Here is a 13,031-nt window from a genome sequence, read left to right as displayed (position 1 = left end):
AGTATGGAACAGTTTAATTATATAGCTTCCCTAAGGTAAATTATAAAGTGATAAAAGATGAGAACGATATTGGTTGCCACCGATTTTTCAGAGACTTCTGCGAGTGCTTTGAAATTTGCGAATATGCTGCGTCAGCAGCTCAGCGCCCAACTTTTTGTTGTACATGTATTCGACATGAAGCCCACTTTTATGAGTACGGTTAGCATTGCATATACTCGTTTAGAAGAAGCGGCCTTTGTGGAATATCGAACCAAATTATCCCAATTCTGCACAAAACATCTGGGGAAGGAACCTGAAACTCTGGGATTGTCCCTTATCGTATCTGAGAACAGTATCCCTTCTAGTGGGATTCTTGAAAATGCAGAAAAGATCAATGCTGATTTTATCATTGTAGGTACCAAAGGAAGTACACTTTTAAAAGATCTATTCATAGGAAGTACCGCAACTTCGCTCATTGACAAATCGTATGTTCCCCTGATAATGGTTCCTGAAAAATCAGAAACCACTCCCTTAAAAAAGATTGTGTACGCCACGGCTTTTGAGGAATCGGATATTCTGGCCATCCGCAAGCTGGTAGCCATAGCGGAACCTTTCAACGCCAGTATAAGACTCGTTCATATTTCTACCAAAAAGGAATATGCAGGGGAGGATCAAATGGCCTGGTTTAAGGAGATGCTCGAAAATAAAGTTACCTATCCTCATCTTTATTTTGAATTAAAATTTGCAGAAGACATTAATTCCTCCCTACAATCCTTTATCGAAGATGAGAACCCATCACTGCTGGCTATGCTAGAGAGGGAAGACCACGGAATTATGAATAATTTTTGGCCCAAGGATAATGTAAAACAGATGAAGTCTGTGGTTTCCATACCCTTGCTCAGCTTCCAGAAAAGGAATTTGTAGGGATCAACGCGTGCTTATTTTTTGTACCTTAAAAGATCTTAGAGGTTACGCTAACTTACCTCATACAGGAAAATATTTTGCTAACTTGAAAATCAAATCTTATGAATCCACTTCTATTTTTCGTTCTGATCATGATCCTCTTTTTAATAAGCGGTGTTCGGATCATTTTTGAATACAAACGTGCCCTAAAATTTCGTTTTGGGAAATATGTAAATACGTTACAGCCCGGTTTACGTTGGATCATTCCATTGGTTGAAACAATTCAAAAGGTGGATATCCGGGTGATCACTATAAAGATCATCTCTCAGGAAGTGATGACCGAAGACAACGTACCCTGCAGCATTGATGGAGTAGTGTTTTTTCAAATTACTGATCCTGAAAAGGCCGTATTGGAGGTGGAGGAGTTCTCCTTTGCGATCACTCAGTTATCTCAGGCCGCGCTCAGAGACGTCTGTGGAAAAGTAGAGTTAGATACGATCCTATCTAAGCGGGAGGAAATGGGTAAGAACATCAAGACCATTGTGGAAGGAGAAACTAAACGATGGGGAATAGAGATCATTGATGTAAAGATTAAAGACATACAATTGCCAGAAAATATGAGAAGGATGATGGCCAATCAGGCGGAGGCAGAACGCTCACGCAGGGCGCGTATCATTTTAGCGCAGGCAGAAGACCAGGCGGCAGACATGCTTCTAAAGGCAGGTAAAAAAATAGACCAATCACCTTCTGCAATAAAGCTCCGACTGTATCAAACATTATCCAATATTGCCGCAGAGAAAAATTCAACTATCCTATTCCCATTTCCGGAGGAAGTATTGCCGCGAAAGCGAAGGAAGAATCAAACAGATTAGAGAACTGTGCCAATCAATGAAGACCTAGCGTCAACGAAAGTTATTCCCCCTAAAAAAGAGAGCCCTCCTGTGGGCTCTTTTAAAAATAAAGCATTCAATTAAGACAGGAGGGCTGCTTAGCAAGTGGATACTATCATGCAATTTCCACTTTTCTAGGTTTTAATTTTTTTACTTCTTCCTTTTTTGTGAGCTTAAATCTTAAAACACCGTCGTTGTACTTAGCTTTAATTTCATCTTCCAAGACATTTTCTGGTAATAATAAGGTTCTTGTAAAGGAATTATAAGAAAATTCTTTGCGAGTATACTCCTCTTCTTTCTCTTCATCTGTAAACTCCTTCTCTGCTTTGATAGTTAAATATCTATTCTCAATAGATACTTCAAAGTCTTTTTTGGTAAAGCCGGGGGCAGCCAACTCAATTTCAAAATAATGATCGGTTTCCTTTATGTTTAATGCAGGCTCACCAGATCTACCATTCCAAAAATCTTCATTTACCAAGCCTCGATTCCATAGCCGATTGTCAAAGAGATCCTCCATATCGAAGAAATCAGAAGTAATCAGATTGGTAAGAGGTCTTTTTCGATTTTTAAATTTTGTTAGTGACATGATCATATTTTTTAGGTTAAACAATCCGTTCAAATGGTACAAGATGCAAGGTACCATCCGCTAAAAAAGTTTCCTATGACCTACGTCATTTTACAAAATATTTCTATGATTTTTTTGGATGTGCGAAGGCTTATGATTCCGGACCGATCTTCACTTTAAAATAATATTGATCACTCCATTAGCCCCGCGTGCTCCATATAAACCCAATTCAGCCGGCGTCTTAAAGACTTCAATAGATTTGACATTTTCCGGATTGATGCTGCTTAAAATACCTGATAGACCACCGCTATACGCAACCCCGTCGATCAGAAACAAAGGATCTGTAGTATTCGAAAAAGAATTAGGTCCAAAAACACGCACAACATTGCCCCTTACAGTGATCCCTGCAACACGCTGAAGCATGTCTAAAATACTTACTTCCCCTTTATTGGCAGTCATAGACCTCATGGGAACAGGGTCCTCCTCACCCGAGACCGTCCTTACCCTGCTGCTCGTACAACTTATTCCCAGCGAAAAAGACGTAAGGATGATGATGATAAGCTTAAGAATTCTCTGTCTGACACACATAGTAATCTTTTTACAATTTGTATTACCTATCCTTCCCAGAGTTTCCAGGGTGTTCTGTAGGTTGGAGCCAAGTAAGTGTTTGCTTCAGGTTCATTGCTGATTTGCCCCTTATTTGCGTCCCATTCTAATTTCTTCCCTGTTCTGTAAGCAATATTTCCCAAATGGGCCACAAGTGCTGCATTTCTGCCCATTTCTATAGTGCAATTTGGGTCTTGCCGACTTTGAATACATTCCAAAAAATTTCTGGTATGCTGGTCCAGTCCGTTGATATAGCTCTTTCTCGAAGGCAGTGCTTCCATAAGATATTTCCCTTCCTCCTGGAAAGGAAGAACTTTCCAACTGGCCCTGTTTACAGCGAGGATCCCATTTTCTCCAATAAAAGCCACTCCGGGCTCACCAGACTCCTCCAGATAGGGCGAAGTACCCATCGCCATAAATTGTTCCCAAACCAAACTAAAATCACCAAAATCATAAACTGTTGTGAGTGTATCCGGGGTTTCTGCCGCATTATTGGGAAAAGCCAACTTTCCTCCGATGGCCATTACCGATTTGGGATTTGAGGCTCCCATCCCGGCCAACACCATATCCAGCATATGAACACCCCAGTCTGTCATTAGTCCACCGGCATAATCCCAGAAGTATCTGAAAGATCCATGAAACCTGTTTTGATTAAAAGGTCTTTTAGGAGCAGGTCCTAACCATCTATCGTAGTCTACTCCGGCAGGTGGGTTGCTATCTGGTACTACCTCAAATCCTTTCCCATAGTTCACATCGGCCCAGGCTTTTACTTGTCTTATCCTACCCAGAACTCCTGTTTTAAGATAGGCCAAGGCCTCAATCCAGTGTGGGTCACTGCGTTGCCATTGTCCTACCTGTACTACGCAGTTATACTTCCTGGCGGCTTCTACCATTAGATTGGCTTCCTCAATACTATTGGCAATTGGTTTTTCCACATAGACGTCTTTCCCGGCTGCGCAGGCATCGGTCATTTGAATACAATGCCAATGATCTGGTGTACCGATGATCACTGCCTGTAGCGACTTTAATCTTAAGAACTCTCTGTGATCTGAAAATGTTTTGGGCCTTTTCCCTGTCTTTGTTTCTATCTCTTGTGCACGCTCTTGTAATAATTGAGCATCAACATCACAAAGGGCTACACAGGTGGTACCTGCGTTTTTTAAAAAGGAAGTAAGATTGGCCCAGCCCATGCCACGTACCCCAATAAGGCCGACGTTGACCTCATTTTGAGTTGTAGACACAGATTTTGCATTCAATTGCGTAAGAGGTAGGGCCGTAGCTAAGGAGGCTACCCCCAGATCTTTTAGGAAGGTTCTTCGATTTTGCATGACTAACGGATTTGACCCATAATGTAGGTAATTTTTGCGTATTCTACGGGCTCGTCAGTGATGTAAATTAGGGCTTTCTACATGGCTATTTCCAGCAATACAGGACAATGATCCGAGCCGTAGTATTCGTTGAGGATCTCAACCTTTTTTACCTTGTCTGTCAAAGATCTACTCAACAGAAAATAATCTAAACGCCAGCCTGTATTGCGCTCCCTGGCCTTAAAGCGATAGCTCCAATACGTATAGGCCTCTTTTCCCGGGTGCAATCTACGGTAAATGTCAACGAGTCCGGCCTCTATGAAAGCATCCATGCCGTCTATTTCAACCTGGGTATAGCCGGCAGTTTTGTTGTAATTAGATTTGTCGTTCTTCAGATCAATAGGTTGGTGTGCCACATTAAAATCGCCACAGACAATCACGGGTTTTGTCTCTTCTTTTTTCTTGATGTACTTTAGAAAATCGGCGTCCCATCCTTTTCGGTAATTGAGCCTATCCAATTGCTGTCCCGAATTTGGGACATATACATTGATCAAATAAAATTCCGGATATTCTGCACAAAGGATTCGCCCTTCTGCATCATGTTCCTCTATCCCCATATCCCTTGTTGTTCCTTTTGGAACAGTCCTGCAAAGGATAGCAGTTCCCGAATATCCTTTTTTCTCTGCGGAGTTACTCAGTATCTTATAAGAATCGAGGGGTTCGAGAGCCTTTTCTACTTCCTCAACCTGTGCCTTGGTTTCCTGAAGGCAGACGATATCGGCCTTAATTTCCCCAAGGGTTTTATAAAAGTCCTTTTTAACAATGGCCCGTAGACCATTAACGTTCCAGGTGATAAGTTTCATCTAAAGTCTATTCTATTTACAGCGGGTTCATTCAAAAATAAGAAATATGATCTAGCCAAGGGAAATACTTCTAAGGCGAAGTGCATTTGTAATGACAGAAACCGAACTGAAACTCATGGCCGCTGCTGCGATCATTGGAGAGAGCAATATCCCAAAAACCGGAAACAACACCCCTGCTGCTATAGGTACGCCCAGGGTATTATAAACCAGGGCAAAGAATAGGTTCTGTTTTATGTTGCTCACTACTTTATGGCTTAAGTTTCTCGCCTTTACAATACCATATAGATCTCCTTTAATCAGGGTTATGGCCGCACTTTCTATGGCCACATCCGTACCGGTGCCCATGGCGATGCCCACGTCACTTTTCGCCAGGGCCGGGGCATCATTGATGCCATCTCCTGCCATGGCCACTACTCGTCCATTTCTTTGAAGTTTTTCAACTTCTCTAAGTTTGTCTTCCGGAAGCATCCCCGCTTTAAAATCGGCCAAATTAAGTTGTTTTGCGACGGCTTTTGCCGTAGTATTATTGTCTCCCGTAAGCATGATCACCTTAATTCCCTTGTCTTGTAAAAGGCCAATGGCACGCTTGCTCGTTTCCTTTATCTTATCCCCAATGACCACAAATCCAACCAGTTGTGCGTCTATGGATAAATAAGAAACAGTTTTCCCCTGTTCCTGATACTTTTTTGTCTTTTCACGAATTTGGGGAGTGATGGTAGCGCCACTTTGCTCCATCATTTTCTCATTGCCGAGAGCCACTTTTTTTCCAGCTACCTCTCCCTCTACTCCTTTCCCTGTGACCGCATTAAATTTGCCCGTTTTAAGTACATCTACCCCCTTTTCTTTCCCGTATTGAACGGTTGCCTGCGCCAGCGGGTGTTCGCTATGTTGATTGATGGAGACAGTATATTGCAGTACTTCATTTTCTGAATTAAGTTCGCCTGCGGTACCAATGGTCTCAACAGAAGGTTTACCCTCTGTGATGGTGCCTGTTTTATCCACGATCAGGGTATTTACCTTATTCATTTTTTCAAGGGCCTCTGCATTTTTTATTAGAATACCATTCTGAGCTCCCTTTCCAACACCCACCATTACTGACATGGGCGTGGCCAGGCCCAGGGCACATGGACAAGCAATAATAAGAACCGCTATGGCATTGACAAGGGCGTATACATAGGAGGGTTCCGGGCCCCAAACCGCCCAAACCACATAGGTGATGATGGCTATTAATACAACTATCGGAACAAAGTAACCAGAGACCTTATCCGCAAGATTTTGGATGGGAGCTTTACTCCTGCTGGCCTCATTGACCATATGGATGATCTGAGAAAGCAAGGTATCCGAACCAATTTTTTCGGCCTTCATTAAAAATGATTGATTGCCATTGATGGTCCCGCTTGTTACCGTATCCCCTTTCGCTTTACTAACGGGATTGGGTTCTCCGGTCATCATGGATTCGTCAAGGGAAGAATTGCCTTCGGTTATGACGCCATCCACCGGTATCTTAGAGCCAGGTTTTACCCTCAGAATATCACCCAATTCAATGTCGTCTATACCAACTTCTTCTTCTTTTCCGTCCCGGACCCGAATCGCCTTGTTTGGCGCCAGTTTCAATAATTCCTTTACGGCAGAATTTGTCTTGCTGTGGGCCCTGGCTTCTAGCACCTGCCCCATAAGAACAAGGGTTAAAATCACTGTGGCCGCCTCAAAATAAACATGAACACTTCCATTTTCCGTCTTAAACTGAGCGGGAAAGAAATCAGGAAAAAACATTCCAAACACACTAAATAGCCACGCCACCCCAGCGCCAATGCCAATGAGGGTAAACATATTCAGATTCATAGTTCTGATACTGCGATAGGCCCGTTCAAAAAACATCCATGTAGTGTAGAAGACAACAGGAAGGGATAGGGCAAACTGTATCCAGTTCCACCCTTTTTGGGTCAAAAGATCGTACAGGGGATTATTGTGGATCATCTCCGACATAGCGATTAAGAAAATGGGCAGTGTAAATACTATGGAGATCCAGAATTTTTTTAGCAGCTTTTTATAGTTCTTCTCTTCTGCCGAAAGATCGGGTTCCATAGGCAGCAGATCCATCCCGCAAATTGGACAGCTTCCGGCTTGGTCCCGTATTATTTCCGGATGCATCGGACAGGTATACTGAGTATCCCTATTCGATGCAGTGGTTTGTTGTTCTATAAGGTCCATCCCGCAAACCGGACAGTCACCGGAAGCGTCATAGGTCTTTTCTCCTTCACAATGCATAGGACAATAAAAGGTCCCTGTTCCCTTTGACTTGGCATCCTTCACTTTCTTCTTAGGCCCGGGATGCATTCCATGTTCATGGATACTGTATCTGTCCCCATCCTTTTCCAGAGCTTGTTGAAAAGTTTCAATGGGAACATGCTTTTGCATTTCAATGGACGCACTCGCTTTTACAAGGTCAACTGTAACCGAATCCACCCCTTCCACCTTTGTTAGTATTTCTTCTACATGGCTTCTGCAACCATTACAAGTCATTCCGTGAATGTGATAGTCGTGTTTCATCTCTTAATTTTCAAAGGTTTCAGTAACGCTGCCGCAGCGTAGCATTTTTGACACAAAATAAGGATTATTGATCTCAGTTTCTTCAGAAAACCAATAGGCTCCATCATTATTAAAGGCCATGGGGCAAAACTGCTTGTAAACCTTGCCTTTGGCCAATTGATTTTTGATCATAGGCTCCAAGACCATTGATAATTCCGAGAATAGGGTGCGCTGAGATTCAAGATCATTGGAAGTCCCAATCAAAGCTGCAATTTCCTTATAATTTCCTGAAGAAGTATCTCCGGATAAGGAAGCCAGATCCTCAGCAGCTTGCCTTGCGCTCTCCATATCAGATTTGGTCAGCGCATTACCAAGTAAGATGTATTTTTCAAAAACAAATGTAGCTTCATTATTGGCAAAAGCAAGATTAGTTCCCGCCAGTGCAACTGTATTTATAGATTCAGGGTTGTTGCCGTTTTCAGTTCCTGAAGGAGCTTTATCCTTGCATGAAAGGACGAAGAATACTAAACTTAAAGAAACAAGTTGTAGGACGTTGGCTGTTTTCATAGGATGTATTTTTGATAGTTTATGTGTTAGGGTTAATTTTTCTTTTTTTAAGTATGCAAGGATGCATTTACTTCAATTCTTCGGTTACTTTTCCACAAGTTAACATGGACTGCCCGTAGTACGGGTTTTTGATGTCTTTAGAGGTGCTTATCCAATCTGCCCCCATATTGTTATTGGCCATAGGACAATGCAGTACAAAGAGGGTCTCTTTGTTAGGTTTAAAGGCCTTTTCCAAAGCTATCATTCTATCTGATATTGTTTGAAAAGCTTTCCGGATCTCCTCCAGGGTATTAAAATGCTCTGCATGCTGCAAGGCATTCTTTATGTCCCCGCTCTGTGTCATCCAAATTTCATGAGAATCTCCCTTAAATAATGACATATTAACCTTTTTAACAGCTGTAATTAATTTGGTTGCATACAATTTTGCACTTGCCAGTTCATCATTTACCAAGGCATCTTTCATAGACAGATATTCCGTATAAATGGGAATTAATGCATCTTTTGTCTTTTGATCTACCACAAGACTTTTATCACCCGTCTTGGTGGAAGGATCCATAGAGCTAGACGTGGAAGTACTACCATGATTGTGACCTGTCATTGCGGGCCCTCCTTCCGGATTCATCATACTGGGTTTACCAGCCAACTGGGCAGCAGCATCTATGCTGAATGTGCCATTAACCGCTATTTCCTCCCCGGCCGCTAGGCCTTCATTGATCACAAATCCATTTCCAAGAGCAGGACCCAGGGTTACGTTGCGCATCACAAAACTAACCCCCTTGGACAACGGATTTTTTACATACACCACCGAGCGCTCCCCAGTCCACATGACTGCCGACTTTGGTACAACGATGGCATCCGATTTTATGGGTAGTTTAGCTTCCACCGTTCCGGAGACAAACATTTCGGGCTTTAGTTTTAGGTCCTTATTACTTACCTCTACCCTGGCCTTTGCTACCCGAGACATAGGATCGATCACCGGATCTATGTAGGATATTTTACCGAGAAATTCTTCTCCCGGTAAAGACTGTAACGAAAATCTAACCTCATCTCCCTTTTTAATCCAGGCCATATCCGATTCATACACATCAAACAAGATCCATACACTGTTTAGATTGGCAATTTGATAAATCACCTGACCTTTGTTTACATAATCGCCAAGATTTACCTTCTTCTCGGTTACATAGCCAGATATATCGGCCAGAATAGGGAGTTCTTCCCGAATTTTCCCCGATTCTAATATTTGCGCTATTTGTTTATCAGAAAGCTTCCAGTTCTTGAGTTTTTCCTTTGATGAATTAAAAAACAACGGTTGGACATCGGCAATTTTTCGCGCTTCAAATAGTTCCTCTTGTGCATTAACCAGCTCCGGAGAATAGATAGTTGCCAGTATCTGGCCCTTATTTACATATTCCCCGGTAAAATTAACAGACAGTCTTTCAATTCGCCCGGGGACGTGAGATGACTGTGAATAGACCAATCGTTCATCGGCCTGCACCTTTCCATTCATACTCAATAATTTTACAGGTTTTGAGGTTCCTACTATTTCAGTAGAAACATTCGCGATCTGCATGGCAGTTTGGGACATGCTGATAGCAGCCGGGTCCAGGTCCGCATCTGTATCATCAGCCAAAGGAATCAGTTCCATCCCACATATAGGGCAGTTGCCTGGTTCACCTTGCCTAATCTGTGGATGCATAGAACAGGTCCAGATGGTCCCTTTAACCATCTCCCCATTGTGCAGGTGTTCATCAGTATTGCTGTTCTTTGAACCTCCAAAAAACAGCCCCCCTAGCAATAGCCCAATAAATAGAGTTAAAGCAGCTATTCCGATTAACTTTTTTGTTTCCTTTTTCATCTTAAAATCTTTTTGCTGTGATGTATTCCAGTTTTGCCTTTGCGATCCTATATTGAGTTAGTGTAGTTATTCGCAGTCTATCATAGGTAAGCAATTGTTGCTGCATCCTAAGCACTTCCTCAAAATCCGTCCCCGAATTTCCGTAGGCCATGATCAAAAGATTGAGGACTTGTCCGGCTTCTTCTTTTTGTTGTTCAAACAACGAGATCATCTCGGTTTTTTGCCTAATATCGTATATGGCCATTTCATATTCCGATTTAAGGGAATTAACAATTTCCGCTTTCTGAAAGGAATAACTCTCCTGCATTAGTTGCGCCTCTTTGACCGCAGCTTTGTACTTACTCCTGAAGATGGGAAGACTTACAGTTACCATGGGCATAATTGCATCTTTTCCATTATCCGGAGGTGCACTGGCTCCGGGTGCAAGATCTGTGCGATCTCCTACCATAATATAATCTAATCCGATCCCTAAATTTGGCAGTCCTTGTTTTTGTGCTGCTTGTTCGGAGGCCTCGCCGGCTTTTATCTTTAATTCTAAGGCATTCAGTAATGGATGGTTGGAGGCCAGTGAATCTTTCAGGAAATCTGCAGACAAAGGACTTATTACATCTGCATCCGAGAGGACCACGGGCGTTATTTCACTCCTGTTCAATAATGAGTTGAATTTTACAAGCAAAGGCTTTTCCTTCAAAGCAAGGATTTGCAAATTCGTCTTTGCCTCTTTTAGCATAATATCAACTCGCAATACATCGGCCAAGGTCCCATTTCCATTTTTAAACTTAGAATTCGAAATGGTCTTATAAGCTTCCAGTATAGAAATATTCTGTGTTTCTATATCCTTTAACTCCTTAAGCTCCTGTAGTGGAAAATAGGCTGAAGCTACTTCAAAATAAAGTTTGTTCCTGGCATCTAAAAATGATTGGTATCTCGACTCTGCCATTAGAGTGGCGGCATCCCCCTGAGCCTTTAAAGTGCCAAACCACGGGAACATTTGTGAGAGTGAAAAGCGCGCTTGCTGAGGCCCAACTCTTGTTTCCACCATTTGTCCAAAAGCACTTACAGAAAGTGACGGGTCTGGCAAAGAGCTTACCTGAGGTACTTTTTGCAAAGCAGCCTCAAATTCTCTGTGTTGTGAAAGAAGGCCAGGGTTATTGTCGGCTGCTATTTTAAAATATTCTTCCAGTGTCTGTGCCTGCATCCCCATGCCGATCAATACGATGCATATGGTGAGTACTCTTTTCATTTTGTGCTAATTTTTTTGTTCTGATTATTGATAACCGTTTCCCTCCAAAAGGATTGAAGGACAGGCACCACAAACATGGTCATAATCTGTATGGCCATTCCCCCAAAGGTTGGTATGGCCATTGGGATCATTATATCTGCACCTTTTCCGGTAGAGGTAAGTACCGGTAAGAGGGCTATAATGGCAACTGCAGCAGTCATCATCGCCGGGCGAACCCTTTTCTTCCCGGCCTCCAAAACCGCTGCCCGTACCCCGGGAATGGTTTGAGGGTTCTTTTCTTCAAAAACCTGATGTATATAGGTGCCCATGATCACTCCATCATCTGTAGCGATTCCAAAAAGGGCAATAAAACCTACCCAAACGGCTACACTCAAATTAATAGTGTGCATCTGGAAGAGGTCGCGCATGTTCACCCCGGAGACGGAAAAATTCAGGAACCAGTCTTGCCCGTAGAGCCACAACATGATAAATCCGCCGGCAAACGCCACAAATACTCCAGAAAAGTGAATAGAGGAAGCAATTACGGTCTTAAATTGAAAGAACAGTAGCAAGAAGATGACGAGTAAACTTATAGGAATCACAATCGATAATCTTTTTGCGGCTCTTATCTGATTTTCATAGCTTCCGGAAAACTTGTAGCTGATTCCCGCAGGGACCGTTAAATCTCCGGCATCTATTCTTTCTTGAATAAGTTTCTGTGCGTCCTCCACTACTGTAACTTCTGCAAAACCATCCCGCTTATCGAAAAGCACATAGCCAACCAAAAAGGTGTTTTCACTTTTGATGGCCTGAGGACCTTTTACGTATTCGAAATCTACTACCTGAGAAAGCGGAATTTGTGCCCCAACAGGAGTAGGGATCAATATTTTCTTCAGTGCTTCAGGATCGTCCCTAAGCTCTCGTGGATATCTGACACGAACCGGGAAACGCTCCCTTCCTTCTACGGTAGAGGTTCTTTGCATGCCCCCTATCGCCGTTTCTATACTTTGTTGTACGTCCTCTATATTTAGTCCGTAACGGGAAATTTCCTCCCTATTGATGTTTAAATGCAGATATGGTTTTCCCACAATCCGATCTGCAAAAACCGCTTCCGTTTTTACCGAGGGTACTTCTTTGAGTATCGCTTCCAATTGCATCCCAAAATCTTCTATAGCCTTTAGATTAGGGCCATAAACCTTAATGCCCATGGGGGCGCGCATCCCTGTTTGTAACATAACAAGACGCGTTTCAATGGGCTGCAATTTTGGGGCGGAAGTAACCCCTGGTATCTTCGTCACGCCTACGATCTCATTCCAAATATCATCCGGGGATTTGATATGAGGTCTCCAGTTTCTGTAAAACTCTCCATCTTCGTCCTTAATCAGATCCTCCTCAGAGATACCGGCTTCCAGGGCTTCCTTATTGCTTAGGGTGTCTTTACGAAGGGTAATGAACCGATCCTTGCTGTCTACTTTAAACCGTACCCTTTTTCCATCTTCATCCAGGATAAATTCTGGTTTGTAATTGATGATATTCTCGTACATAGAGATCGGTGCGGGATCCAGAGCCGATTCTACCCGTCCTAATTTCCCAACTACCATATCTACCTCTGGAATATTACCTACTAACATATCGATCTGCCCAACCACTTTGCGGTTATATTCTATCCCGGAATGAGGCATAGAAGTGGGCATCAGCAAATAGCTGCCTTCGTCCAGAGAAGGCATAAATTCCGAGCCTATTCC

General features: G+C 42.8%; 11 protein-coding genes. 2 read left to right on the top strand and 9 right to left on the bottom strand.

Annotated elements, in window-relative coordinates; translation table 11 throughout:
• Positions 1-57: 57 nt before the first annotated feature.
• Both WBM49_RS11205 and WBM49_RS11200 read left to right on the top strand, forming a co-directional pair.
• Entirely contained in the window at positions 58-903 is an 846-nt protein-coding gene (locus tag WBM49_RS11205) for a universal stress protein (protein WP_424372139.1), read from the top strand.
• Positions 904-1,004: 101 nt separating this feature from the next.
• The gene (locus tag WBM49_RS11200) at positions 1,005-1,754 is read left to right on the top strand and encodes a slipin family protein (protein WP_424372138.1); all 750 of its coding nucleotides are present in this window, start codon (positions 1,005-1,007) and stop codon (positions 1,752-1,754) included.
• Positions 1,755-1,887: 133 nt separating this feature from the next.
• Here the strand turns inward: WBM49_RS11200 and WBM49_RS11195 are convergent, their stop codons facing one another.
• The 9 genes from WBM49_RS11195 to WBM49_RS11155 all read right to left on the bottom strand — a co-directional run.
• A complete protein-coding gene (locus WBM49_RS11195) occupies positions 1,888-2,289 on the bottom strand; it encodes an Hsp20/alpha crystallin family protein (protein WP_424372137.1) in 402 nt (133 codons plus the stop codon).
• Positions 2,290-2,508: 219 nt separating this feature from the next.
• On the bottom strand, positions 2,509-2,925 hold the full coding sequence (locus tag WBM49_RS11190; RefSeq protein ID WP_424372136.1) for a TonB-dependent receptor: 417 nt from the start codon (positions 2,923-2,925) through the stop codon (positions 2,509-2,511).
• A gap of 26 nt (positions 2,926-2,951) precedes the next feature.
• Positions 2,952-4,271 carry a Gfo/Idh/MocA family protein gene (locus WBM49_RS11185; RefSeq protein WP_424372135.1) on the bottom strand — a complete coding sequence of 440 codons (1,320 nt, stop codon included), beginning with the start codon at positions 4,269-4,271 and terminating at the stop codon, positions 2,952-2,954.
• Between the two features lie 77 nt (positions 4,272-4,348).
• The gene (locus WBM49_RS11180) at positions 4,349-5,113 is read right to left on the bottom strand and encodes an exodeoxyribonuclease III (protein ID WP_424372134.1); all 765 of its coding nucleotides are present in this window, start codon (positions 5,111-5,113) and stop codon (positions 4,349-4,351) included.
• A 51-nt stretch (positions 5,114-5,164) separates the two neighbouring features.
• On the bottom strand, positions 5,165-7,663 hold the full coding sequence (locus WBM49_RS11175) for a heavy metal translocating P-type ATPase (RefSeq protein ID WP_424372133.1): 2,499 nt from the start codon (positions 7,661-7,663) through the stop codon (positions 5,165-5,167).
• 3 nt (positions 7,664-7,666) lie between these two features.
• Positions 7,667-8,209: a DUF3347 domain-containing protein gene (locus WBM49_RS11170; protein ID WP_424372132.1), complete on the bottom strand. Its 543-nt coding sequence runs from the start codon at positions 8,207-8,209 to the stop codon at positions 7,667-7,669.
• 67 nt (positions 8,210-8,276) lie between these two features.
• Positions 8,277-10,064: an efflux RND transporter periplasmic adaptor subunit gene (locus WBM49_RS11165; RefSeq protein WP_424372131.1), complete on the bottom strand. Its 1,788-nt coding sequence runs from the start codon at positions 10,062-10,064 to the stop codon at positions 8,277-8,279.
• Between the two features lies 1 nt (position 10,065).
• The gene (locus WBM49_RS11160) at positions 10,066-11,307 is read right to left on the bottom strand and encodes a TolC family protein (RefSeq protein WP_424372130.1); all 1,242 of its coding nucleotides are present in this window, start codon (positions 11,305-11,307) and stop codon (positions 10,066-10,068) included.
• Positions 11,304-13,031, bottom strand: a 1,728-nt coding sequence (locus WBM49_RS11155) for an efflux RND transporter permease subunit (RefSeq protein WP_424372129.1), incomplete at its 5' end; no start/stop codon positions are given. The genes WBM49_RS11155 and WBM49_RS11160, both read right to left, overlap by 4 nt.

This window comes from Muriicola sp., assembly GCF_049669965.1.
Taxonomy (GTDB): Bacteria; Bacteroidota; Bacteroidia; order Flavobacteriales; family Flavobacteriaceae; genus Muriicola.
This window is presented reverse-complemented; position numbering and strand designations above follow the sequence as displayed.